Annotated in this window: 23 protein-coding genes and 1 pseudogene; 3 read left to right on the forward strand and 21 right to left on the reverse strand. The window is 65.5% G+C overall.

What is annotated here, in order from left to right; genetic code table 11:
- Positions 1–10: 10 nt before the first annotated feature.
- The 13 genes from ACX9NE_RS20540 to fadD5 all read right to left on the reverse strand — a co-directional run bounded on the left by ACX9NE_RS20540 (position 11) and on the right by fadD5 (position 14,783).
- Positions 11–754: a mammalian cell entry protein gene (locus ACX9NE_RS20540; RefSeq protein WP_459362694.1), complete on the reverse strand. Its 744-nt coding sequence runs from the start codon at positions 752–754 to the stop codon at positions 11–13.
- Positions 721–1,272, reverse strand: a complete 552-nt coding sequence (locus tag ACX9NE_RS20545) for a mammalian cell entry protein (protein WP_459362693.1) — start codon at positions 1,270–1,272, stop codon at positions 721–723. Before ACX9NE_RS20545 ends, ACX9NE_RS20540 begins: the two co-directional genes overlap by 34 nt.
- A complete protein-coding gene (locus tag ACX9NE_RS20550; protein ID WP_459362692.1) occupies positions 1,269–2,246 on the reverse strand; it encodes an RDD family protein in 978 nt (325 codons plus the stop codon). The genes ACX9NE_RS20545 and ACX9NE_RS20550 overlap by 4 nt, the downstream gene beginning before the upstream one ends.
- Positions 2,243–3,025, reverse strand: a complete 783-nt coding sequence (locus ACX9NE_RS20555) for an Mce protein (RefSeq protein ID WP_459370753.1) — start codon at positions 3,023–3,025, stop codon at positions 2,243–2,245. The genes ACX9NE_RS20550 and ACX9NE_RS20555 overlap by 4 nt, the downstream gene beginning before the upstream one ends.
- Positions 2,995–4,551: a virulence factor Mce family protein gene (locus ACX9NE_RS20560; protein WP_459362690.1), complete on the reverse strand. Its 1,557-nt coding sequence runs from the start codon at positions 4,549–4,551 to the stop codon at positions 2,995–2,997. The genes ACX9NE_RS20555 and ACX9NE_RS20560 overlap by 31 nt, the downstream gene beginning before the upstream one ends.
- Entirely contained in the window at positions 4,545–5,702 is a 1,158-nt protein-coding gene (locus ACX9NE_RS20565) for a virulence factor Mce family protein (RefSeq protein ID WP_459362775.1), read from the reverse strand. Before ACX9NE_RS20565 ends, ACX9NE_RS20560 begins: the two co-directional genes overlap by 7 nt.
- A 5-nt stretch (positions 5,703–5,707) precedes the next feature.
- Positions 5,708–7,315 carry a virulence factor Mce family protein gene (locus ACX9NE_RS20570; RefSeq protein ID WP_459362689.1) on the reverse strand — a complete coding sequence of 536 codons (1,608 nt, stop codon included), beginning with the start codon at positions 7,313–7,315 and terminating at the stop codon, positions 5,708–5,710.
- Positions 7,312–8,874, reverse strand: a complete 1,563-nt coding sequence (locus ACX9NE_RS20575) for a virulence factor Mce family protein (RefSeq protein WP_459362688.1) — start codon at positions 8,872–8,874, stop codon at positions 7,312–7,314. Before ACX9NE_RS20575 ends, ACX9NE_RS20570 begins: the two co-directional genes overlap by 4 nt.
- Positions 8,871–9,911 (reverse strand): virulence factor Mce family protein, encoded by a 1,041-nt coding sequence (locus tag ACX9NE_RS20580; protein ID WP_459362687.1) that lies wholly within the window; start codon positions 9,909–9,911, stop codon positions 8,871–8,873. The genes ACX9NE_RS20575 and ACX9NE_RS20580 overlap by 4 nt, the downstream gene beginning before the upstream one ends.
- Positions 9,908–11,236 carry an MCE family protein gene (locus ACX9NE_RS20585; RefSeq protein WP_459362686.1) on the reverse strand — a complete coding sequence of 443 codons (1,329 nt, stop codon included), beginning with the start codon at positions 11,234–11,236 and terminating at the stop codon, positions 9,908–9,910. The genes ACX9NE_RS20580 and ACX9NE_RS20585 overlap by 4 nt, the downstream gene beginning before the upstream one ends.
- A gap of 4 nt (positions 11,237–11,240) precedes the next feature.
- Positions 11,241–12,110 carry an MlaE family ABC transporter permease gene (locus ACX9NE_RS20590; RefSeq protein WP_459362685.1) on the reverse strand — a complete coding sequence of 290 codons (870 nt, stop codon included), beginning with the start codon at positions 12,108–12,110 and terminating at the stop codon, positions 11,241–11,243.
- 2 nt (positions 12,111–12,112) lie between these two features.
- Positions 12,113–12,916 carry an MlaE family ABC transporter permease gene (locus tag ACX9NE_RS20595; protein WP_459362684.1) on the reverse strand — a complete coding sequence of 268 codons (804 nt, stop codon included), beginning with the start codon at positions 12,914–12,916 and terminating at the stop codon, positions 12,113–12,115.
- A gap of 214 nt (positions 12,917–13,130) precedes the next feature.
- Positions 13,131–14,783 (reverse strand): fatty-acid--CoA ligase FadD5, encoded by a 1,653-nt coding sequence (gene fadD5 / locus ACX9NE_RS20600; RefSeq protein WP_459362683.1) that lies wholly within the window; start codon positions 14,781–14,783, stop codon positions 13,131–13,133.
- Between the two features lie 156 nt (positions 14,784–14,939).
- Between fadD5 and ACX9NE_RS20605 the strand changes: the two genes are divergently transcribed.
- Positions 14,940–15,632 (forward strand): GntR family transcriptional regulator, encoded by a 693-nt coding sequence (locus ACX9NE_RS20605; RefSeq protein WP_459362682.1) that lies wholly within the window; start codon positions 14,940–14,942, stop codon positions 15,630–15,632.
- Here the strand turns inward: ACX9NE_RS20605 and ACX9NE_RS20610 are convergent.
- A complete protein-coding gene (locus tag ACX9NE_RS20610; protein ID WP_459362774.1) occupies positions 15,625–16,062 on the reverse strand; it encodes an SRPBCC family protein in 438 nt (145 codons plus the stop codon). The two genes, ACX9NE_RS20605 and ACX9NE_RS20610, sit on opposite strands and share 8 nt — an antisense overlap.
- Before the next feature lie 29 nt (positions 16,063–16,091).
- On the reverse strand, positions 16,092–16,553 hold the full coding sequence (locus ACX9NE_RS20615; protein ID WP_459362681.1) for an acyl-CoA thioesterase: 462 nt from the start codon (positions 16,551–16,553) through the stop codon (positions 16,092–16,094).
- Positions 16,554–16,567: 14 nt separating this feature from the next.
- On the opposite strand from ACX9NE_RS20615, the gene ACX9NE_RS20620 reads away from it, so the two are divergent.
- Entirely contained in the window at positions 16,568–17,668 is a 1,101-nt protein-coding gene (locus ACX9NE_RS20620) for an alcohol dehydrogenase catalytic domain-containing protein (protein WP_459362680.1), read from the forward strand.
- 96 nt (positions 17,669–17,764) lie between these two features.
- Here the strand turns inward: ACX9NE_RS20620 and ACX9NE_RS20625 are convergent, their stop codons facing one another.
- The 3 genes and pseudogenes from ACX9NE_RS20625 to ACX9NE_RS20635 form a co-directional block, all read right to left on the reverse strand.
- Positions 17,765–18,307, reverse strand: coding sequence for a hypothetical protein (locus tag ACX9NE_RS20625; protein ID WP_459362679.1), 543 nt, complete (start codon positions 18,305–18,307; stop codon positions 17,765–17,767).
- 108 nt (positions 18,308–18,415) lie between these two features.
- Positions 18,416–19,585 carry a CaiB/BaiF CoA transferase family protein gene (locus ACX9NE_RS20630; RefSeq protein WP_459362678.1) on the reverse strand — a complete coding sequence of 390 codons (1,170 nt, stop codon included), beginning with the start codon at positions 19,583–19,585 and terminating at the stop codon, positions 18,416–18,418.
- Positions 19,586–19,654: 69 nt separating this feature from the next.
- Positions 19,655–20,883: pseudogene (locus ACX9NE_RS20635) on the reverse strand (HNH endonuclease).
- 176 nt (positions 20,884–21,059) lie between these two features.
- Between ACX9NE_RS20635 and ACX9NE_RS20640 the strand changes: the two are divergent.
- Positions 21,060–21,731: a DUF427 domain-containing protein gene (locus ACX9NE_RS20640; protein ID WP_459362677.1), complete on the forward strand. Its 672-nt coding sequence runs from the start codon at positions 21,060–21,062 to the stop codon at positions 21,729–21,731.
- Here ACX9NE_RS20640 and ACX9NE_RS20645 read toward each other — a convergent pair.
- From ACX9NE_RS20645 to ACX9NE_RS20655, 3 genes are read right to left on the reverse strand one after another with little or no spacing between them, the layout of a single operon-like run.
- Positions 21,707–22,873, reverse strand: a complete 1,167-nt coding sequence (locus tag ACX9NE_RS20645; RefSeq protein WP_459362676.1) for an acyl-CoA dehydrogenase family protein — start codon at positions 22,871–22,873, stop codon at positions 21,707–21,709. The two genes, ACX9NE_RS20640 and ACX9NE_RS20645, sit on opposite strands and share 25 nt — an antisense overlap.
- Complete coding sequence (locus ACX9NE_RS20650) at positions 22,874–23,794, reverse strand: LLM class F420-dependent oxidoreductase (protein WP_459362675.1); 921 nt, start codon at positions 23,792–23,794, stop codon at positions 22,874–22,876. It abuts the gene before it with no gap.
- Positions 23,795–23,799: 5 nt separating this feature from the next.
- Positions 23,800–24,681 carry an acyl-CoA thioesterase gene (locus ACX9NE_RS20655; RefSeq protein WP_459362674.1) on the reverse strand — a complete coding sequence of 294 codons (882 nt, stop codon included), beginning with the start codon at positions 24,679–24,681 and terminating at the stop codon, positions 23,800–23,802.
- Positions 24,682–24,832 lie beyond the last annotated feature (151 nt).

Consider the following 24,832-nt stretch of genomic DNA (forward strand, 5'->3'; position numbering starts at 1 on the left):
AGCCGGTGAGCTACAGCTGGGGCGTCACATCCAGCGAGGTGATGGTGGTCATTCTGGTCACCAGCCACCGGTCGCCCTCACGTTTCATCGACATCCGATACGACAAGTACTGCAGCGACGGGATGTTCTTCTTCAGCGGAGTGATGGCCGTGGTGTTCGTGTAGACGATCACCGTCGCGTTCGGCCCGTCGAGCGACTCGACGGCCACGCCGGTGACCTCGGTCGAGTTGGTGATCTTCAACTGCTTGTTCGGTCCGACCACCTTCTCTTCGACGAACTTGCGGTACTGGGCACCGAAGTCGCCGGTGAGGTACCGGCCGGCGCGGTCGGCGAGGGTGTCCATGTTCTCCGGCGTGTAGCTCCACAGCGTGGTGATCGCATTCGCCGCCGCCCGCGCCACCTTCAACTTGACGTCGATCGTGGCTTGCTCGGTGACATAGGGCTGCAGCATCGCGGCTGCGAAGGCGGCGGACCCGACGAACAGCGCGGACACCGCAGCGATCGCCACCGCCGCCAGCCGGCCGGGCTTTCTCTGCTTCTTCTGCTTGGCGGGTTTAGCGGGTTCTGCCGGCTCGGCGCCTGAATCTGGTTCGGCCGCATCAGTTTCCGCCGCGTCGTCGGCCGCCGCCTCGGCTTGCTCCGATTCGGCTTCCGGCTGTTCGGCCGTCTCAGCCTCGGAGGCGGTCTCACCCGATCGGGAGTCGACCGGCACCTCGTCGGTCAGATCACCTGCTGCAGGTTGCTGATCTTCCACTGATTCCCTTCCTGCGTAGCGGTCGCCGACCAACGGTTGGTGTTCTCGAAGACCTGTTTGCCATCCGGCGACTTGGAGGTGACGTCGGTAGCCACCAGCACGGTGACACTGCCGTCATCGTTCCACCGTTCCACGCCGGCCTCCATTACCGTGCCCGTCGACCGCTCCGCCCGGGCGACCTGGAACAGGATCTCGTTGGCCTTGTCCGTGTACTGCTTGGCGAAGTCACCCGTCGCCTGTGCCAGCACCCGGTTGATGTACTCGTTGGCGTGGAATGGATCGATGGAGGTGAATCCCGTCATGAACCACTTCACGTAGTTCACCGCCTGAGTTTCCCGTTCCGCGGTGCGGTCGCGCGAATGATCTTCGATAAGCATGAACGCGGACAGCGCGATGGCTGCCGCCATCACCACCGAGGCCACGGTGGAGACGACCGGCAACATCCATCGCGTCGGCGGTATGGACTGCGGGACGAGCAGTGATTCCTCGCCCGGTTCGAACTTGCGGCGGGGGCTCACCTGCCCTCCCCCGGAGGTTTCGGCTTGGCCAGCACGGTGAGGTCGTCGACGAGCCAACGGCCGTCGCCGCTCTGGACGAACTTCACCCGAACGCTCGCGGTGATATAGCGGACGTCGGGCCCGTCGCCGCGCCGTCCCTGCAAGAAGAGCAGCATCGTCGCGGTGTGCGGTGTGGCCGCCAGGACCGAATTCGTCGAACCCCAGTACTCGTTGATAACAGGGTGGCCCTTTTCCACCGCCTCCTGCTGAGCCGCCAGATTACGTCGGTAGCTGTCGGTGGTCAGATTCAGGGCGCGGGCGAAATCGTCGTGCAGGGTTTTCGGGTCGTACGTCAGCATCTGGGCGACGATCTTGGGCCCTTGCCTTGATATTTCGGCGCGGGCCCGGTCGGTGGCCCGGGCCTGGGCGTACACCACGCCGTAGCCCACGCCCGCACCACCCAGGCACAGCGCAGCCGCGGTAGCCAGCGCTATCGCCGTTACCTTGCGCACCGCGCCGGCCCGCTCGTGGGGTACAACCCGCAGCACCTCGGTGCGCACCAGCATGTCGGCGAATGTCCGGCGCTGGGAATCCCAGAGCGGCCAGAACCAGCCCACCATCAGTGCCGCGGTGTCCAGCAGATGTGCCACGTCGCGCAACAGCAACCACCACGGGCTGATCTCGCGCCCGTCGCGGCGCACCACGGCGATGCCGAACTGTGCGCGGCCCAGACTCCAGCCGGTGACCGTCGGCAGCAGCAGCCGGTTGACCAGGACCGCCAGAACGGCGAGACCGCATGCGACCATGCACACCCACCACCACACGCGGTACGGCGGCAGGGTGACGGAGACCAGGGCCGTCGTCAGTGCCACGGCGAGGCCGGCCAGGACGTCGATCGAGAACGCTCCCACGCGCAAATGCCATGGCGCCAAAGCCTTCTCGGGTAGGTCCTGGGCGGTGTCCGTGGTCGGGTTCTTGTCGACCACCACCGTCACTTCGTCACCTGGTCGAGTTTGGAGATTTTGTACGTGCCGTCGGTCGGCGCCATCCGGACCCGCAGGCGATAACCCGTTTCCTGGTTCTGCTGCTGATCGTTGGAGACGCTGATCCGCAGGGCGATCAACACGTCGACCGAACCATCGGGATTGTCGCGCTCGACGGCGGCGCGCATATCCGACACCTTGAGGTGCACGTTCGCGGCCTGGTACGCCTGCACCAGCATGCTGCTGTAGAGCAGCGCCTGCGTGCGGTACTGATCGGTGCCGCAATCGACAATCTTCTGTTCACTGGCCGCCATGCTGCTGATGTCCGGAGCCTGGGTCGCGGCCACGCAGTCCTTGGCCACACTCAATGCGGCCGCGTCGTTGCGCTGCAACGCCTGGATGTCCTGGTGGGACCGCAGCGCGTAATAGCCGCCACCGGCGATGGCGCCCGAAACGATGACCAGTACCGACGCGATCCCGACCAGCCACGCGCGACCTACCCGGGACTTGCCCCGCTCGACACCCGGCTCCTCGGCGACCGCGCCGGACTCGGGCTCCTCCGCGGCACCGTCAGCGCCGTCCTCGGATTCTGTCGAATCCTCAGCCGTCACCTCGGGTCCGGTCGGGTCGGCGCCGCCCTCGGATTCTGTCGAATCCTCAGCCGCCACCTCGGGTCCGGTCGGGTCGGCGCCGCCCTCGGATTCTGTCGAATCCTCAGCCGCCACCTCGGGTCCCGGCGAATTGTCCTCGTTGATGGGGTTCAGCCGGCCGGCGCCAGCATCTCCTTCCATCCGTCGTCTCCTGTTTTGGTTGAGTTTGCGACGGAGTATTTGACCCCGTCGGGCCCTACCAGCTCTCCACTCTGCGGACTGTAGACCGCAGAAGGGGGCCCGCCCGGAGTGTAGACGCAGGGGTTGGGCTGTTGTCCGTTGCACTGCACCGTGCCGGTGCCGGGACGTGTCAGCGGGTCGCTCATCGGCGGCGGTGTGCCACCCGGAGGCAGCCGGTCCGCGGGTGCCGGGTTCATCCCGTTGTTCACCGACGGTGCCGGGATCACCAAACCGGGTTTGACCGGCTGGTCACAGCGCGCCGCAGGCGCCGGGCAGGTCAGCAGCTGGTTCGGGTCGCCGTACCAGGGGTTGGTACCGGCCGGCTCGTAAGGCTTGGTGCTGCGGCACTCTCGAGGTGTGGCGGCCCGCTTACCCGGCACGTCCACACAGGGAATGTTGCGCGAGCCACGCACGCTGTTGGCGGGCGTGTCCATCGGAATCTTGCAGTACGTGCCTACCGGCAACGGCTGCAGGCTGGTGTCGGCAAACGAACGCCACTGCTCGGCCGGGATGAAGCCCGTCAGGCACGGCGGCGGCTGGTTGATCGCCAAGGCCAGGTCCAATGCCGCCTGGTTCTGGAACGGCGCGGCCACGGTCTGGGCGATCGAGGCGCCCTGCGGCAGGAACACCAGGACCTGCTCGAGACCCTTGTGGTAGCGCTTGAGCAGATCGAACACGACCTCCAGATTCGCCAGGGTCTGCGGCAACGAATCACGAACGTCGGTGAACACCTCGTTGACCTGATCGGCCGTCGGAGCGGCCTGGGTCAACACGCTTCTCAGATGCTGATCCTCTTGGGCGCTCTGCGCGGCCAGGACATTCAGGTTGCGCGCCCACCGCTCGATCGCCCCACCCGAATCCACCTGGCTCTGCAGGATCGGCCCGGAGTGCTGGATGATGTCGTTGACATCATTGATCTGGGTGTGGAAATCCCCGACGATCGCCTGCGTGGCGTCGACCAACCGTTGTAACGCCGGCCCCAGCCCACCGACCGCCAGCGCTGTCTCGTCGAGCAGTTTAGGGATCTTCTCACTGGGCAATGCCGCCAGACCCCGGTTCGCGGTGTCCAGCGCCGGCCCGATCTCACTGGGGACCGTACCCTTGGTGATGGTTTGACCCGACGCGAAGAACTTGCCCGGGTTGCCGTTCGACACCAGGTCGAGATACTGCTCACCCACCGCGGACACCGAGTGCACGTTCGCGGTGGCGTCGACCGGAATCTTGTAGCGACTATCGATGCTTAGGTTCGCCTTCGCTCCCCACGGCGTTGGTTCCACGTCGGTGACCTTGCCGATCGTGATGCCGCGATAGGTCACGTTGGCCGTGGGGTACAGGCCGCCCGAAGCCGGCAGATTGGCGGTGAGCTCGTAACGCCCGATTCCGACCAGAGTCGGAATCTGCAGGTAGTAGATCCCCAGTACCGACAGCGCCACCACCGTCAGGGTCAAAAACAGCCACAATTGGCGCTTGATGAAGGGTGTCAGCATTGTCCCCGCTCCGCCCTTTCCACCAGCGGCCCACCGGGCGCGTCGTTCGGGTTCGACGTGTAGCGAACGTCGGGGATCATCGTCTCCGGGTCGCGCCCGAACGACTGCTCGAGTGCCCGCAAGGCGCCGGAGAATCCGGTACCCGTCAGCACCGCGTTGTCCATCGAGCTATACGTCACGTCGATCGTGGCTGACACGTTCTGATAGTCGCCGCGGAAGATCTTTGGGACAGCGTCGATGTCGAACGGCTGCGTCAGGATCAACTTCAGCGCACCGATCAGGTAAGGCGAGCCGCGGCCGAGTTCGCGCAGCGGGCACTGCAGCGACTGCAGGTCGGTGTTCAACGGACCGCGGGCCTCCGACAGATACTGGTCGGTGGCCTTGCTCAGCCGACCCACCGAATCGACCGCGTTGATCAGCAGGTTGCGGGTGTCCGCGAAATGCTTGATCAGCGGCGGGAAGTCGGTCAGCACACGCTCGAGCACGTCGTTGCGGTTGCCGACGTAGCTCAGCAACCGGTTGGTCGAGTCGATGGCGTGGGTGATGTCATCACGCTGCTCGTTGAGCTGCCGGGTAAACGTGTCCAGCCGATTGAGGAAGCCGCGGATCTGGTCGCCCCGGCCGTGGAAGATGGCGTAGATCTCGTTCTGCAGCACTTCCAGATTCGGGATGCCGCCGCCGCGCAGGATCAGCGAGACGACCGCCAGTGTCTGCTCGATATTCGGGTAAGCCGACGAGTTCTTCAGCGGGATGGTGTCGCCATTGCGCAGCAGCTCCTTAGACGGCTTCTCCGGAGCGATCAATTCCACGTGCTGCGAACCCAGCAAGCTGGTCTGACCGATTTTCAGGAGAGCGTTCTTGGGGAGCTTGGTGTCCTTGTTCAGGCCCAGCGTCAGGGTGGCTATCCAGTTCTTCAGCTCGATCTTGCGGATCGAACCCACCTCGACGTCGGCGACCATCACCTTGCTGTTGCCGTTGATGGCCAGCGTGTCCGGCACCTGCGCGTAGACCGTGAAAGCGTCGCTTCCGCTGCCCGGCGCCCCCGGAATCGCTACCTGCGAAATGCCTTTCCAGCCACAGGAACTCAGCATCAGCGCAACCAGCAGGAGCACCAGCGCCTGCCAAGTCCCCCGCCGTAGTGTTCCCCACACCCTGGTCACTGACCCCCTCCTACCTCAGCTGGCAACGGTGCGCCGACCGCTGCGGCCGGTCCCGGCGCCGCGGGAGTCGGAGCGACCGGCCCGGGGATCACCCCCGGCCCCGGTGGCGGAGGCGGTATCGGTACCTGGGCCTGCAGCCCGATAGGCGGCAGCACCGGGTTTTCGTCGTAGGCGTTCGGCGGTCCCGGCGGTGTCTGCAAGGTCGACTGGACCGGCGGGATGTCCGGCCCGCCCATCAGTTCGGCCAGCGACTCCGGGGTCATCAGACCCGCGGTGATCGGACCGACCTGCTGGCCCTGCATGCCCGGGGCCACGATCCAGCCCTGCTGGGTGTTCTTGTGCGACGTCGGGGTGTCCGGCACCCAGATGCCGGGCACCGTCGTGTCCTTATACCCGGGTGGCGGCTGCAACCGCGGTTCGGAGTACGCGACGTGCTTGGGCAGAATCTCGGCGGTGTTGAACGTGTTCAGCCCGAACGGGAAATAGTTGAACTTGATCGCGTCCAGCACCGGTGCGAGGTACTGGGCGCACAATTCCGCGGACTCCTGGTAGCCGAGCCGGCTGCCGGCCTGCACCGAGCTGCAGATGAACTGCATCGGGTTGGCGAAGCTGGTGATCTCCGGAACGGCGACCACCGATCCGTGTGCGGGGTGATAGATCTGGTTGACGTTCGCCGCGGCCGTCGGCAGCACGTGTAGCGCGGTTTCCAAACCGTTCAACGGCTCCGGCTGCAACAGCGTGTTGGTCACCGTAGCGAGGTTGTTGATGTCGTGGGTCAGCACCTCACGGTTCTTGTCCAGGAAAGGGCGGATGGTGGTGAGCAGAGAATCGAACTGCCGGATCGCGCTGGCCAGCGCCTGATCCGAGCTGGCCAACCGCCCGGTGACATCGGCCAGGTTCTGGTTGAGCGCCACGAACTGCTTGTCGTCCTGGTGCAAGGCGTTGACGAACAGCGCCAGGCTCTTGACCACCGCGAAGAAGTCGCCGCGGCCTTCGTTGAGGGCGGTCAGCGCCCTCGACAGGCTGTCCAGCGTGGTGTTGAGCTGCTTACCCTTTCCCTCGAGGCCGTAGGCGAACGAATTGATGACCTCACCGAACGGGCCGGTCGGCTGAGCTTCGGTCGGACCGAGCTTCGAGATGATGTTCGTGATGCTGTTGCGCAACTCGTCCCACTCCACCGGGACCTGAGTGCGCTCCATCGGGATGACTGCATTGTTGGCCAGCACGGGGCCACCCTTGTAGGGCGGCTCCAATTGGAGGGCGCGGGATGCCACCAGGGTCGGGTTGAGGATCACCGCGGAGGCGTTGGCCGGGACCTTGTACTGGTTGTCGTAGTGGAAGGTCACCTTCATCTTGTCGCCGGCCGGCTCGATCTTGTCGATCAGGCCCACCTTGTAGCCCATGATCTGGACCTTGTCGCCCGCGTAGAGCGCGTTGGCGGCCGAGAAGTACGCCACCACAGTGTTATTGGTCAGCTTCTTGTACAGCTGCCAACCCACGAAGGTGGCGGCCAGCGCGAGCACCACGATCAGCGTCCCGATGATGACCGTGGCACGGGACATCCTCGGTAGCCGGATGTTGCGGATGTCAAAGATGGTGCTCAATTCTGGCTACCTCCCGCTGCGCCGCTACCGCCCGAGCCACCCGGGTTGATGAACGGTGCCGGTAATTGGTTCCCCGGCCCGGGCGGGGCCGGCGGACCCGGGGGGAGCCCCGGTGCGAATGTCGACGGCGGTGCAACCGGTCCGGCCGGTCCCAGCGGCTCGGTGCGAGCACCCGGCGGGGCGTTCGGCGGCAGCGGAACCGGGGTACCGGGAGCGCTGGGTGCCGGTTCGCCCGGCCTTCCGGCGATCGGGATACCGGGAACGTCTTGCGCGCCGTTCGGGTTGGGCGGCGACGCCTGCACATCCAGGGGAGCCGGGAACGCCGGGCCTCCGAACGGGCCGATGACGGCGCCGGCACACGGCAACGGGTTCGCCGGGCTGGGTATGCCGTCGGCTGCCGGGGTGTACGAGCACGGCGAGCCCGGTGGCACGGCCGGCCCCGGGTGCTCCGGGGTGCCTTCGAGCACCAGCGGTCCCGGCGGCGGTGCGCCATTGGGGAAGCGGGTGCCGTTGGGGTCGGGGAACCGGTAGGCCGGCAGTCCGGCGCTGCGCCAGAAGTCCTCGGGGCTCAGACCACGCTTCTTGAAGGCGGCATCGATGAACGGCTGCAGAATCTGCCCCGGAACCAGGTTGTGAATGACGACCTTGAAGAACGGCCCGGACGCAATGGACTCATTGAGCGACGGCAGGAACCCGCCGACCATCAGCAGCCCGTTCGCCAGGTCCTCTTTGCGCTCCATCAGTACGTCGCTGACCGTGCGCAATTGCTCCAGGACATGGTTGAGGTTGGGGTTGTCGTTGATGAAACCCTGCACCTGGGTCGAGAACGCGGCGATGTTGCCCAACAGTGCGTCGATGGCGCGGCCGCGTTCGTTGAAGGCGGCCAGCAGCGTCTTGGCGTTCACCAGCAACCGGTCCACCTGCGCGCTGCGGTCACCGAGCACACTGGCCACCTGGTTGGCCTGGGCCAGGAGGTGCTTGATCTCCTCGTCCCGCTTGCCGATGGTGTCGGAGAACTTGGACACGCCTTCGAGGGCGGGAGTCAGTTGGGGGTAGGTCTGGTCGATCGTCTCCGACAGCACGTGCAGCGACTTCTTGACCGTGTCGATGTCCCAGCCGGTGGCCGCCTTGGTCACGTCGAGGAACGCGTCGTAGATCTGGTAGGGCGTGGTGCTCTGCCCCAGCGGCAACGTGCCGTTCGGGCGCAGCGGCGTGTTGCCGCGCGCTTCGATCTCGAGGACCTTCTTGCCCAGCAGGGTGTCGGTGCGGATGTTCAGCCGGCTTTCGGTGCCGATGCTTTCGGTGCCGATGGAGAACTTCATCACGATGTGGTCGCCGTCGATGCTGATGCCCTCGACCTTGCCGACGTCCATGCCGGCGATGCGGACCTTGTCACCCTTGTTGATGCCACCGGTGTCGGTGAACTGACCGTAGTAGCTGGGCTTGGCCATCAACATCGGCACACTGGTGAAGCTCTGACCCACGCCGATGACCAGCAGCGTCACCAGGATGCCCATCAAACCGATCTTGAGTCGATTGGGCGGTTCCAACGTTCTCATTGCGGCGCGCACCTCCCGGTCGGCTGGTGGAAGAGCCGGACGGTGCGAACGGGTCCGCCCGCCTGCAGACCGTTGATCCGCAGGCTGATGTCGCACGAGTAGAAGTTGACGAAGTCGCCGTAGGAGCCGATGCCGCGCCCGATCGAGTTCAGCGCGGTCGGCACCTTGTGCAGGAAGTCGTTGAGCTGCTCGCGCTGATCGATCAGCGGCTGCTGCACTGCATCCAGGTAATTGATGGCCTTGTGCAGCAGCGCACGGTCCTCGCTCAGCAGATCAGCCACCGTGCCCGCGGCGTTACTGATGTTCGCCGTGCCTCCGGCCAGCGAGTCGCCGTGGTCTTTCAGACCGGTGATCAGCACCTCGAGGTTGTTCACCGTCTGGTCAAAGTCTTTGCGGTGCCGGACCGTGGTGTCCAGCACTTTGTTCAGGTTCGTGACCACCTCGCCGATCGCCCGGTCGCGTTCCCCCAACTGCGAGGTCAGCTGCGCGGTCTGAGTCAGAATGTCGTTGATCGTGCCGCCCTGGCCCTGGAACACCGTGATCAGCGACGCGGCGATGGTGTTCACCTTGTCCGGGTTCAACGCGCGGAAGATCGGCTTGAAGCCACCGATCAACGCGTCCAGGTCCAGCGCCGGAGTGGTGCGCGACAGCGGGATGAATCCACCGGGGGACATGACCTTGTCCTGGCCGTCGCCCTCGCCGCGTTTGAGCTCGAGGTAGCGGTTGCCGATCAGGTCGAGATAGCGGATCTGCGCGGTCGTCGACTGGTACAGCGGAATCGACCGGTCCACGTCGAACTCGACCCGCACCCGCTTGCCGCTGTCAACCAGTTCGAGGCTCTTGACTTTGCCGATCTCCACCCCGGAGGCCCGCACGAACTGGCCGGCCCGCAGCCCACTGACGTTGCTGAACTCGGCGGAGTACGAGTTGGTGCGGTCGAAGCGGATCTGACCGAACACGATGATGATCATGATGCTGAACATCAACAGCACCAGAGCGAAGGCGCTGAGCTTGACGAGAGTACCGGTGATTTTCATGGGTTGATCGTGTTATCCCCTACCTGACGGCCCCAGACGTACTCGAGCACGTAGGGCGAACCGACCTCCAAGTGGTTATAGGGCGCAAGACTGTTGCCGGTGTCCATCACCAATTCCGGTGCGGGCCAGAGATGCCGGGTGATCTGCTGCCAGCAGCCGGGCGCTCCACCCGGGCCGCCGCGGGCGTTCACGCGCGGCAGGTTTTCCGGATAGGTGTAAGGGTTGGGTGCCCCGCCCACCAGGCCGGCAGCCAGACCGCCGACCTGCGAGAGCAGCAGGGGTACCAGCGACACCGGATTCAGCAGCAGGCCCAGGGCGGACAGGATCTCGGAGTGGGTGTTCAGCGAGTAGCCGTTGCCACCCAGGAACGTCATCACCGTGGGCTCGACATCGTGGTAGTTGTGCAAGGTGCAGTACAGCTCCGGGCTGTAGGTGTCGAGCAGTTGGGCGGTGGGCACCAGGTCGGCGGCACCGCGGGCCAGGTACGGGCCGCCGCGCTCGAAGATGTCCGCACCGGTGTTGCCGAATCCGGCGGCCGCCAAGAGCGCCTGGTCCAGATCCTTCTGCTGGGCGTTGATCGAGCGCGCCGTCGGAACCGAATTGTTCAGGAAGTCAACGAGATCGGGCGCGGCGTCGGCGTAGACGTCGCCCAGTGCTGCCAGAGCTTGGATGTCACGACGGGCCTGAGGCATCTGCGGGTTGATGTCGTCGAGGATGGCATTGCCGTTGACGATCGACTGCCCGAACCGGTCGCCCAGCCCGGTCAGGGCTTGCGCGGCCGCGCTCAGCGTTAGGTTCAGCTTGACCGGGTCGACCTTTTCCGAGATCGAGGTCAGGGTCTGGAACAGCGTGTTGATTTCGGTGGTGACGCCGCTGGCGTTGATCACACTCTTCGGCGCGAGGTGACCGCGGGCGGTGATGTTGCCCTTGTCATCCCTGGGGGTGGTCAGCGACACGTATTTGCCGCCGAAGACCGTCGTCGCCTTGATCTGGGCGTCGACGTTCTCCGGGACCACCCCGTCGGCTCCGAGATACTGCGGATAAATCTCCAGGGTGAATTTTGCGGCAGGCCGACCGTCGCGAGTGATCTCCTGAATTTCGCCCACGCGGCCGATCTGGACACCGTTGTAGGTGACCTTCGAGCCGGGATCCATCACCAGCCCGGCCCGGTCGCTGTACATCGTCAGCTCGGTCTTCTTCGTGAAATCACCACGGAACTGCAGGTAGACGACCGACAACACCAGCAATAGGACAACGAAGGAGGAGATGCCGATCAGCTTGTACGGCGGGTGCTTGACCTTGTTGACCTTGCCCGGACTCGTCATGGCGCTACACCGTCAATGCGAAGTTGGGGTTGACGCCGTAGAGCGCCAACGCGGCGGACAGGACGACAACCTGGACTGAGACCAGCGAGAAGCGCATGGAGCGGCCGACGGCCTCACCGACACCGACGGGTCCGCCACCGGCGTTGTAGCCGTAGTAGCAGTGGGTCACCATCACGATCGCGGCGATGATGATCGCCTCCAGGAATGACCAGAACACGTCGTCGGGGCGCAGGAACGTGCGGAAGTAGTGCTCGTAGGTTCCGGTGGACTGCCCGTAGAGCAGCGTGGTGACGATCTGCGGGGACAGGAAGGACATGATCATCGCCAGTGCATACAGCGGGACGATCACGACCAGCCCGGCCACGATGCGGGTCGAGGTCAGATATGACACCGACTTGATGCCCATCACTTCCAGGGCGTCGATCTCCTCACTGATGCGCATTGCGCCCAGCTCCGCTGTCGCCCCCGCCCCCACGGTGGCCGCCAACGCGATCCCGGTGACCACCGGCCCGGCGATGCGCACGTTGATCAGCGCCGAGAAGAAACCGGTGAACGCCTCCACCCCGATATTGCCCAGCGACGCGAAACCCTGAATGGCCACCAGCGAGCTACCGGACAGGGTGACGAAGCCGACGATCGCGGCCGTCCCGCCGACCACCGCCATCGCCCCGGTACCCATCCCGATCTGGGCCACCAGGCGCAGCGTCTCCTTGCGGTAATAGTGCAGCGCATGCGGGATCTGGCCCAGACTCGTCAGGAAGAACCAGGCCAGCTGCCCCGTCTCATCCAACCCCCGGGTCACCGACCCGGCGTACTTGTTGACATTGGCCGTCGCCCGGGGGAACCGGGACCGAACTACCGCTGCAGTCGACATCGTTAGTGCCCCGTCCCGAATCGCACACCGATCGTGGTCAAGATGACGTTGACCGCATACAGCGCGACCACGCACAAAACCACTGTCTCGTTAACCGCGGTCCCCAACCCCTTGGACCCCCCGCGCACCGTCAACCCTCGATAGCAACCCACCAAGCCGGCGATCAATCCGAACGTCGCCGCCTTGATCATCGCGATCACCACCTCCGGCAGGCCGGTGATCGTGGTCAACGTGGCCAGATACGCACCCCCGGACACGTTCTGCAGATACACCCCGAACAGATATCCCCCGACCAGACCCACGGTGATCACCAACGCGTTGAGCAGCGTGGCCACCACCGTCGCCGCGATCACCCGTGGCACCACCAGCCGGTGGATCGGATCGATCCCCAGCACCTCCATCGCGTCAATCTCTTCCCGGATCGTCCGGGCGCCGAGGTCCGCGCAGATCGCCGTCGAGCCCGCGCCGGCCACCACCAACACCGTGGTCAACGGACCCAGCTGCGTCACCGCGCCGATCGCCGCCCCCGCCCCCGACAAATCCGCCGCACCGAACTGCGCCAACAACACGTTCAACGTGAAGATCAACAACACCGTCAGCGGGATCGACACCATGATCGTCGGCAGCAACGCCACCCGCATGATGAACCAACACTGCAGAATCAGCTCTTGCCACTGAAACGGCCGACGGAACAACGCCCGCCCCGTCAGCACACACATCCGGAAGAAGCCGCCGATCAACGTCAACGGCGTCTCGAGCTGATCGCGCAGGTATCCGACCAGGTGCGGTCGAGTGGATGTCGTCACGATTGCCCCCTCACAGCGGGGCCGCCCGTGTCGCGGCGCCGCGGCGAATGATGTCGCACGCCTCCTCCTTGCCCCGACCTACGTCTGTGACCAACGGCTCCCTACCCGCAGGTAGTAACGGAGACCACAGGAATGTACCCGATGGTCGCCCAGCTGTGTATAGCAAGTCCACAATTGACATTTCGTCAGCACCCAGCAAACATTTCGACCCCCGTTAGGTTTCCTCATTTGTGGCAGATTTGGTTGTCGCAGAACGATTTCCGGAGTCACCGCGGGCCCCGTAGCGCAAACGCAATTCGGTCTTGAGCACCTTCCCGGCGGGGTTACGCGGCAGGGCGTCCACGATCTCGAGCGCCTTGGGGTGCTTGTACCGCGCGAGCCGCTCGGTCAGGTACTCATCTAGCTCTTCGATGCGAAGGTGCCCCTCCGTTACAGCGGCGACGGCGATCGGCACCTCGCCCCACTTCTCGTCGGTGCGGCCGATCACCGCGACCTCGACGATGCGCTCATGACCGGCCAGGACGTTCTCGACCTCGGCGCAGTAGATGTTCTCCCCGCCGGAGATGATCATGTCCTTCTTGCGGTCGACCACCCAGACGTATCCGTCGGGGTCCATCCGGACCAGGTCGCCCGAATGGAACCAGCCGCCGGCGAACGCCTCGGCGGTAGCCTCCGGATTGTTCCAGTAGCCGCTCATCAAAGTCGGTGCGCGATAGACGATTTCGCCTACCTCGCCGACCGGCACGTCGTTCATCTCGTCGTCGACGACCCGGGCGGCCACCGTCGGGACCACCCGGCCGACCGATCCGCGCTTGCGGATCGCGTCATCGCCGAGCAGCATGCACGTCACCGGCGACATCTCGGTCTGGCCGAACGCGGCCAGTATCTGGGTGCCCGGGAAGATCTCGGACATCTGCCGCAACAACACATCTGGCGCCGGAGCGGCACCCCATGACATCACCCGCAGTCGCAGGTCACGCGGCCTTGCCTGCTGCTCGGCACACACCGCCTGCCACTGAGCCGGAACCAGGAAGATGCCGGTGACCTTCTCGGCTTCCAGCACGTCGAGCAGCTGACCCGGATCGAACGCACCGAGCGGATAGATCACGGTCGGAAGGCCGAGTAAAGTCCCGGAAAGCAGGTTGCCGATTCCGGCGATGTGGAACAACGGGACACCGATGAAGCCGACGTCGTTGTTGAGGTCGACCCCGCCGGTGTACAGCGTGGTCATCGTCTGACCGGTGAGGTTGGCGTGGGTGAGGACCGCCCCCTTCGGCCGCCCGGTGGTTCCCGAGGTGTACATGATCAGCGCCGGAGCGTCGTTGGGGATGTCGACCGGCGCGGGCTCATCGCCGGCCTCGTTGATGAGGTCCTCATAGAAAAGCACGCCGTCCTCACCGGTGGTTCCCGCCACCACGACCGTGTCCAGCACCGGTGCGATCGTGCGGACACCGGTTGCCACCGGCGCGAGGACCGCCTCGGTGACGACCACCCGAGCGCCACTGTCCTTCACCAGGAACGCGATTCCGGACGGGGTGAGCCGGAAGTTGAGCGGAACGGCGATCGCTCCCAACATATTGGCGGCCAACACCGACTCGACGAATTCGGTGCGGTTGAGCATCAGCACCATCACCCTGTCGCCGAAGCCGACGCCGCGGCGGCTCATCGCGCCGGCCAGCGCCGTGACGCGGCGATTGAGGTCAGCCCAGGTCAGCGTGCGGCCCAGAAACCTCAGTGCCGGAGCGTGCGGCTGCATCAGGGCGTGCCGCTCGAGCTGGTTCACCCAGTTCTGCCGGCGTGCGAGATACGGCTGCTCGATCACTTCGGTGTTGGCCTGCACGGGGTGGCCGGCCAGTTGGGCGGTCAATATGCATTCCCTTCACTTGCGCACCGCTTGCGTCAGACTGATATTTGATAAAACATGTGTTGTCTGGGTCACATTAACGGCCGGTGAGGTCGCTAACAAGCCCTTAACCATGACTTGAGCCAATACCGCAATGCGCTGAAAGGCCTGGCAGGCCCCGTGAATGCACCGTTATCGGCTACACCTCGACGGCGCCGGCCGCTGCGCCGGGCGCAGTTGTCCGACGAGGTGGCGGGCCACCTGCGCACCGCGATCATGTCGGGGCGGCTGCCTCCGGGAACGTTCATCCGTCTCGACGAGACCGCCGCCCAGCTCGGGGTCAGCATCACGCCGGTGCGCGAGGCCCTGCTGAAGCTGCGCGGAGAGGGGATGGTGCAGCTGGAGCCGCATCGCGGCCATGTGGTGTTGCCGTTGACTCGGCAGGACATCGACGACATCTTCTGGCTGCAGGCCACCATCGCCCGGGAACTGGCCGTCACCGCCACCGAACGCATCACCGAACGTGAGCTCGCCGAGCTCGAGCGCATCAACGATTTGTTGACCGCCGCCGTCGGGGCCAGTGACGCCGAGGCGATCGCCTCGCTGGAGTTCTCCTTCCACCGGGTGTTCAACCAGGCGAGCGGAAGGATCAAACTGGCCTGGTTCCTGCTTAACGCCGCCCGCTACATGCCGGCCCAGCTGTACGCTGCCGACCCAGCGTGGGGTGAGTCCACGGTCGACAACCACCGCATGTTGATCGCCGCACTGCGCAGCCGCGACGCCGCCGCCGTGGTCGAGCACACGGTCTGGCAGTTCACCGACGCGGCACACCGGCTCGTCGAAACACTCAGCCGGACAGGAATTTTCAGCTAGGCAGCTGTTCGGCGCGCTGTTTGACGTTGGCGGCGAGTTGGTCGAGCACGTTGCCCAGCAGCATCTTCACCATTGGCGCGGGTACCGGCATGCTCGGTTCGACGTCGATGTCGACGGTCAGCAGACTGTTGGCTCCGGTGGCGACCACACTGAACAGCTGCTCTTGTTTGACGAACAGGTCGCCCTGCTGCATCACGGTCTGAATCTGATTTTCACCCGGGTAGTACACGGCGTGGATATAGACGCCTTCGAAACCGTTCACATTGGTGTCGAGGCGCACCTGGCTGGGGCGGCCGTCGTCGTAGCGAGCGAGGATCCAGGCACCTTTGATGCCTTCATTCCATTCCGGGTACCGCTCGATGTCGGAAACGATGCCCATGATGGAAGCGGCCTCGGCATCGACCTCGACTGTCTTGCTCATAACTGCCATTGGCGAAGCATACGTGCGCGCCGGCAGGCTCAATCAATTAAGGCGGTCGACAACAGCGAGCGGATGGCGTCGGGAATCGGGACCGGTCGGCGGCTGCCGCGGTCGACGTAAACATGCACCCAGTGCCCCAGTGCGGCGATCGGCTGGGCGTCGTCGTTTTGGCCCAGCTTGAAAATTCCCAGTCGGTAAGTGACGCTGCTGCGGCCCAGCCGCGTCACCGCCAGACCCACGGCGAGACTGTCCGGGAAGGCCAGCTCGGCGAAGTAGCGACAACCCGATTCCGCAACAATGCCCAGCTCGGGAATGGTGAGCGGGTCGACGGCGGCGCTGGTAGCGAGCCAGGCGTTGATCGCAGTGTCGAACAGCTGGTAGTAGACGGCGTTATTGAGGTGCCCGAACATGTCGTTGTCGGCCCAGCGGGTGAGCACCGGCCATAGCACCGGGAAGTCTGCGCTGGTGAGCCCATCGGGGGCCGGTGGTATTGAGCTCATGGTTGTATTCCAACATGATTCACATCCGCGGCGCGGTGCTGGAGCGGATCGGTGCGCCCCGTCCCTATGCGCAGTCGTGTCCGATCGACATCGTCGACCTGGATCTGCAGGGCCCGGGTCCCGGCGAAGTGCTGGTGCGTATCGAGGCGGCCGGCGTATGCCACTCCGACCTGTCGGTGGTCGACGGCAACCGGGTAAGGCCCGTGCCGATGCTGCTGGGACACGAGGCCGCGGGGATCGTCGAGGCCGTCGGTGAGGGGGTCGCCGATCTGACCGTCGGCCGGCGAGTGGTGCTGGTGTTCCTCCCGCGGTGCGGTCACTGCGCCGCATGCGCGACGCAGGGCCTGACGCCGTGCGAGCCGGGTAGCGCAGCCAACAACGCGGGCACGTTGCTCGGTGGCGGTATCCGCCTCAGCCGGGGCGCCGGCCCGGTCTACCATCACCTCGGCGTGTCCGGTTTCGCGACCCACGCGGTGGTCAACCGGGCCAGTGCGGTCGCGGTGCCCGACGACGTGCCTCCCGAGGTGGCCGCCCTGCTCGGCTGTGCGGTGTTGACGGGGGGCGGTGCCGTACTCAATGTGGGCGACCCGCGACCGGGCCAGTCCGTCGCGGTCGTCGGACTCGGTGGCGTGGGCATGGCCGCGGTGATCACCGCGTTGACCTATCAGGGCGTCCGGGTCATCGGAGTCGACCAGTTACCCGAGAAGCTGGTTGCGGCGCAGGCTTTGGGTGCGCACGAGACGTACACGCCGGACCAGGCCGCGGGCGTCAAGGCGGATGTGGTGGTAGAAGCCGTCGGCCATCCTCGCGCGTTGGAGACCGCCATCGGTCTGACCGCCCCGGGCGGGCGCACCGTCACCGTCGGACTGCCGCCACCTGACGCTCGAATTAGTCTGTCCCCGTTAGGTTTTGTGGCCGAGGGCCGATCGCTGATCGGTAGTTACCTGGGGTCCGCGGTGCCCAGCCGGGACATACCGCGGTTCGTTGCGCTGTGGCAAACCGGGCGGCTGCCGGTGGAATCGCTGGTGTCGTCGACAATCCGGTTGGACGACATCAACGAGGCGATGGACCATTTGGCCGACGGCAGTGCCGTGCGTCAGCTAATCAGGTTCTGACGGCTGCCGCCAGCGCGGCACCCTGCCGCACGAACAGCCGCGGGGACGTCGACCATTCGGGCAGCAGCGAATCGAATCCATAGCACGGCGAGCCAGTTAGCCCAGCCACGCCGAGTCGGTTAGCAGCGTTTCGGTGGAACCGATTGCCTCATAAGGCATTCCAGCCGCAAGCAGCGCCTGGGCTTTGAACGCGCAGGCCGCGGCGCTGAGTGCGTAGTGGGTTCTGGTCAGCCCGCGGTCCACTCCGAGAGGCCAGCCTTCACCCCATAGCGCGACTTCGGTCAACCGGCTGGCTATAGCCTTGCGCACCAGCGCACGAACGCGGTCGTCGGCGGTGAACACCTCGACGCTGACCGCCAGGCCCTGGCTCATCGGTCCGGTGAAGTCCAGGTCCGAGTCCACGCCCAGTGCCTGCGCACCAAGCACTCGCAGGGGACGGGCATCGCAGGCCTGCGGCAGCAGCACGTTGACCTGCCAGCCGGCCATCACCCGGTCGTACAGCCAGCCGCCTGCGCTGTGAACCACGTCGTCGGCGCCGACGGCGATGACGTCGAGGCGGTGACGCAGTACCTGCCCGTCGGGTCGGGCCCGTCGGGTCTTGTCCCCGCCCGGATGAATGTCGAACGTTGGAGTAACCATCGATCCGTTCCTCTGGCCACACTGCGTCTGGCGTGACCTGTCGCGCTTGCCGTGGGCTGCCAAACAGCGTGACACTTTTGCTTTGTTTTGTAAAGTTCCCTACCGTCGTCAGGACCGGCGGCGTGCGTCGAGCTCGGCCAGAACCTCGTCGGTGTGCTGGCCGAGTTGCGGTGCTACCGAACGCGGTGAGCTCGGCGTTCCGTGAAAATCGGCGGGTGAGGCGACCATCGGTACGATCGCGTCTCCGTCCGGCACGTCGACGATTCCGCCCGCGGCGTGGAATTGTTCATCGGCCACAACGTCCTCGAGTGTGTTGATCGGCGACCAGAAGAAATCCGGTTCGGCGGCGAACAGGTCCGCCCATTCGTCGAGCGACTTGGCCGCGAAGATCTGGTCCAGCGCGGCGATCAGCTGAGCCGCGTTGGCCGCGCGGTTGCGGGCGGCGGCATAGTGCGGGTCGGTCAGCCAGTCGGTGCGGCCCACCACCCGGCAGAGCGCCGGCCAGTGCCGATCCACTTCCAGTCCCACTATCCAGAACCGCCGCCCGTCGCCGGCGGCGTAGTTGTTCATGCACGGGTTGGCCATGGTGGCACGCTGGCCGATCGCGATCGGTTGGCCGGTGAGCAGGTAGGTGTTGAGGTCGAAGCTCACGGTGTAGGCGCCCTGGCGATACAGCGAGGTCGACACCAATTGGCCTGCGCCGGTGCGCTCCCGCGCGAGCAGTGCCGCGCAAACAGCACCGGCCAGAGTCATTCCCGCCGAGTGATCGCCCATGCCGCCGCGCTGGAACGGCGGTGTGTCGCCGGGGCGGGTGAGCAGGTGGGCGATGCCGCCCCGTGACCAGAACGCCGCGACGTCGTAGGCGGCGCGGTCGGCATCCGGACCGGTTTCGCCGTATCCGGTGATCAGGCCGTAGACCAGACGAGGGTGATCGGCAGCTAGCGTCTGGTAGTCCAGTCCCAGCCTCTGCAGCGCACCGGACCGGACGTTGGTGATGAAAACATCTGCTTCGGCGAGCAATTCGAGCGCAGTACGCCGCCCGCTCGCGGTGGTGAGATCCAGCACGACGCTGCGTTTGGACCGGTTGTCCATTTCGAAGGGCGGGTTCACTCCGAGGTCGCAGCCCAGCATCCGGCCGAACATGCGCCCGGGATCACCCCCGGGCGGTTCGATCTTGATGACGTCGGCACCCCAGTCGGCCAGGATCGCGGCCGCCGCCGGACCGGCCACCCAAACCCCGAGTTCGACGACCTTGATGCCCTCCACTGGTCCCGCCATGACTGGCACCTTAATCACCCAGGCTTCATCAGCAGCTGAGCGGACAAAGGCCATTAGGCGGCATGCAGGTCAATCAGTTTGATCGCGACGGCGTCTTCGATTTCGCTGATGCTGAGGAAGGTGTAGATCGGTGGAGCGGTAGCGGGCTCCGGCGGGGGTGATGTGTTCGGTGGTGTGGGTGCCGTTGTCGTCGTGGGCGCTGACCTGCCAGCCGAGTGCTTCTTTCGTGTAGTTGCAGCGTTCGCAGAGTCCCTCGCCGTTGGTGGCGGTGGTGGGTCCCCCGCGATGGGCGGGGGTGATGTGGTCGCGGTGGCGGATCGGGGCGTCGCACAAGGGGGTGCGGCAGGTCTGGTCGCGAAGGGTGATGAAGTCGGCGAGCCCGCGGGGGAAGGTCCGTGAACGGGATTCCATGGCGACCAACGCGCCGGTTTCGGGACTGGCGTACAGGCGGCGCAGGGTGACCAGGGACTTCTTGTCGACCAGTGCGTGGCTGAGCCATCTGCGGGCCACGGCGGCCGGGATCGGCCCGTAGCCGGCGATCGTGGCGGCGTCGTTTTCACCGCCGAGCGGGGCGCGGTCGGAGATCACCACGTTCAGGGCCAGGGATGCCGGTGTGGTGGCGGGGGTAGCGGTGATGCGTTCGACCAGCGTGTCGGCCATGACCTGCCTGCGGCTGCGGCCGTCGAAGTGCGTGTCGGCAGCGCGACGCAGCGCAGCGTAGACCCCGACGCCCTGGGCCACCGGCAGCAGGGCGCTGACCCAGGTCATGGTGTCCGGTGCGGGGCGGATGGTGACCGTGCGGTCGTCGACGGCTTTGGCGGCGCGATCGACGACGGCGTGCGGGTCGCGGCGGTAGGCGATCGCTTTGGCGGCGGCGATGATGCGCTGATCACCCAACCCGGCCAGCTGATCCGCGTCGGAGCACAGTTCGCGGTCCAGCGCGCGACGATCCTCCAGGTCGAGGCAGGCTGATTCGCGCACGATCAGGGTGGCCCGCCATTCCGAAAGCACCCCGTGCTCGAGGGCGGCCAGGGTGTAGGGCATCTCGCGGACCAGGGCCTTGGCCAGCCCAAGGTGCGGCTCCCGCGGGCCGGGGAATCCTGGCGGGCCAGGGCGACTCGCTGGCCACTCCGCGACCACGCCGGGCCGCTGGCATCCCGGCGGCTGCTTCGGCGGCACGCCGGGCGGCATCCAGTGCGGCCGCCGCGCGCGCCTGACCGGCGGCCGCCGCTTGAGTTGACCCGCTCCAATTCGGCGATCCGCGCGGCCAGCTCCGCTTCGGTGGGAACCGCGTCCACCTACGAGAACCACTCCAACTCGAACATATGTTCGACCGTACCACGCCCTACCGATTCGCGCTCGTTGGCAGGACGCGGTGTGGATAGCTGGAACCATGCGGCCACCGACACCCGACCCACTGCGCCAGTACCCTTGAAAGCACCTGTCAACGCGAAACCCGACCAAGGGGCGCACCATGAGTCTGGTAGCCGGCCGCGGTCCACTCAGCAGCCATCCCGCCGGCCGATTCGCTCCCCCGATCCCCGAGAACGTCGTCTATATCGAGCCGCATCCGCGCCGGATCCAAGCGGTGCTGAACGGACGCACCGTCATCGATACCGAGCAAGCCCTCATGGTGCACCGGCCGAACCACCCGCTGCGCTATGTCTTCCCAGAGGACGTGATCACCGGGCTCCCAAGCGAACCCGAGCCGGAGGCGCCGGGTTTCGTTCGTGTGCCCTGGAGCGCGGTTGACGCCTGGTTCGAGGAAGGACGCAAGCTCGTCCACTACCCGCCCAACCCGTATCACCGCGTCGACTGCCGCCCGACCCGGAGAAGGTTGCGGGTATCGCTCAACGACACGCCGCTGGTCGACACCGACGACACGGTCATTGTCTTCGAAACCGCGCTGGAGCCAAGGCTTTACGTGGCGCCCAAATACGTGCGAGCCGATCTGCTCCGCCAGACCGATACGTCGACGTACTGCAACTACAAGGGATACGCGACGTACTGGGCGGCCGTCGTAGGCGACACCGTCATCAGCGACGTCGCCTGGAGCTACCACGACCCATATGCCGAAAGCCGGCTCATCGCAGAGTTTTTGAGCTTCGACGCCACCAAGGCTCAGGTTGAGGCGGAGCTCCCGTAAGCCGGCCGTCCCAGCCGCAACTCGTGCTGGGCGATCATATTGCGGAAAATCTCGAGGCTGCCGCCGTAGATCCCCATCGGCAGCGCGAGCCGGAAGAGATGCTCGGCGCAGCCATCGTCGGCGGAGCCCTCGGTATCGGTTGGCAGCACAGCAGCCGGACCAAGCATGTCCATCAGGTCTGCCGAAATGTCGCGCATGGTCTGCCCGATCGCGACGCGGCCGAACATGCCTGGGGTGGACAGCGCCGCCTCCGTCCGCGCAAAACTTTGCCCAAGCCGGTATTGCACGGACTCGTCCTCAACGTCCACCAGAGCGGCCACCCGGTCGACCGCTTCGGCCATCAACACCCCGTGGCCGGCCATCGCGGCCACGTCCTCCAGGCCCTCGACGTCGCGCTCGGTCAAGCCGTGCTCGGAATCCAACGCTGCCCGCATCACCGTCCAGCCACCGTTGACCTCCCCTATCCGGTAGAGGTCGTCCACCCGCACGTTGCTGTAATAGACGATGTTGGTGCGGTCACCGTCCAGAGTGCGGATGCCCTGGATCTCGATGCCCGGTGAATCCAGCGGGACCAGAAACATGGTGAGATTGCGGTGTTTCCGGCCTCGGGGATCAGTGTTGGTCAGCAGAAAGACGTATCTCGCGTTCTGCGCGTTCGAGGTGAACATCTTGGAGCCATTGATCACCCAGCTCGATCCATCCGCCTCTTGCACCGCCCGCGTCTTGCAGGTGGCCACATCGGAGCCGCCCTCGGGTTCGGTGTAACCAAGGCACAGCCGGATGTGACCGGACAACACGCCCGGCAATACCATGTCAACCAGCTCCGGCGCCGCGAATTCCTGCACCAGACGGGCGACGACGGAAGTGGTACCCCAGTGATACCACGGCGTATGGGCCCGGGCGACCTCGAGATTAAAGATCCGCCGACGGACGGCGCTGAACCCGCCTTCGGATTCCGGCTTCCAGTCCGCGGCCAGATAGCCGGCCTCCCCAAGCGCCAAATGCACGCCCTCGTCGAAGTTCTCGCCGAACTCGCGGTTTCGCCGGCGCACCTCGTCGGTCACATGCCCGGTGATGAACGCGCGCGTCCGCTCATAGAAGGCGCGGTCGTCATCCGATAACGGCACAACGGAGAAGTCCACTCAGATCACATCGATCACCAGAGCACCGAACCGGTCCATCGCTTCCAGCGCGTGTGTCAGGCTGTCCCCGGGCAGGTGCACCGACATCCACGTAACACCCAGTGCAGCAAGCTTTTCCAACCCATCCAGGTATTCGTCAGCATTGAAGTCGTGGTCGGACGGATTACCGCCCTCGAAATTGCTGAAGGTGATATCGACGGAGGACCAGTCCTTGCCCGCCGCATCGCAGCGCCGCCGCAGGTCCTCAATCCCGGCGGCCAACCGCTCCACAGAATCGAGTACGGCGGTGCCCGCCGTACGCGCCAATCCCGCGGGCGCCGGAAACGGGCACCAGCCGTCCCCGTACTGCGCCACCCGCTGACGGGCCGTGCCGGTATTGCCGCCGATCCAGATCGGCGGGTGCGGCCGGCTCACCGGCAACGGGTGTGCAGTGATTCCGTGCGCCGTGAAATGCTGTCCGTCGAAGGAGATGTCGTCAGAAGTCCAGATGGCCCGGATCGCCTGCAAGGCCTCCTCGAACAATTCGGCACGCTTGTCGTAGTCCACGCCCAGCGCGGCGAATTCCCGGCGCAGGTATCCCACGCCCACCGCAAGCGTGAACCGGCCGCCGGACAGCAGGTCCAGCGTCGCTCCGGACTTGGCCACCACGAACGGATTTCGATAGGGCAGCACCACAATGTTCGGGATCAGCCGCAAGACAGAGGTACGCGCTGCCGCAAAGCCCAGGGCGACAAAGGGATCCAGCGCGTCATGGCCGCCTGCTTCCAGCCAGCGCTGCGACGGCGCGGGATGATCGGTGAAGCCCAAACCGTGAAATCCCGCTTTCTCGGCCGCGGCCGCCACCGTCGCGATGCCCTCACCGCTCACCAGCTCCGGGTTGTACGGATGGCTGTGCATCGGGTGAGTGATGGTGAAGCGCACGGCAATCAGAACCGCGCCGCGGCGGCGATCGAGGTGTCACTGGTACGCAGCGGACGGATCAGCGCCTCCTGTGCAAACGAACACAGCAGATCACCGTCCTCGGTGTGCACGGTGCCGCGCACGTAGGACATCCCCGCACCGACCTGCGTGCTCTCGTGGCTGTATAGCAGCCAGTCATCCCAGCGCACCGGTTCGTGGAACGACACGAAGATCGACATCGGCGCCGTCGACACGGTCAGGTGCGCCTGACTGGTGCCGATACCCGCATGCGCGCGCATCGTCGTCGAAATACCCAGATGCCCAGTGAAATACGCGATCAATGCCTTGCCCAGATCGTCGCGCTCGGGAATCGGGTCGTAATGCAGCCAGGCATACAGCTCCGGCGGGCCGACCTCGTCCGGACTGTTCACGTCCACCACGTCGACCACGCGCAGCTCCCGGCCCGCCATCGGCATCTCGACGTAGTTGGCGTCTGCCGGCGCGGCGACATCGGGCCGGGTCATGTGGTGACGAATGACGTCGCCGGTGGGGACGTCGGTCAGCACCGTGACGCTCACACAGCGCTTGCCGTTCTGCAGAACCGAAATGATCGCCGTCGCGGTGGAGCGGCCTTCGTTCAGCACGTCGGCCACCAATTCGATCGGTGGCCCCACCATGACGGCGCGCGCGAACACCGCATGTACCGAACGCACGGACTTGCCCGGAAAGCGTTGCGCGGCAGCAACAATCGCCTGAGCGACCACCTGAGTGCCTTCCACCACCTGCCGACCGTCCTGACCGGTCAGCCCGGTGTCGGCGGTGAACCGGTCCGGCCCGTCGGGCCGTACTTCGAAGAGGTCCAGCAGGCTCTCGACCGACCACTGGACCTGTTCAGACTCTGTCGTCAATGCGCTCACCCCTTGTTCCGGCAGCTCACGGCCTAGCGTGACATTCTGTGCAATCCTTGTAAAGCTCGGTCGACGGTCCGCCCGCGTTGACAGCATTGCCGGCGGTGCATGACACTTTTGCAGTGGTTTGTAAAGGCGCGCTGGTGGCGCC

It is taken from the genome of Mycobacterium sp. ML4 (genome assembly GCF_054515735.1).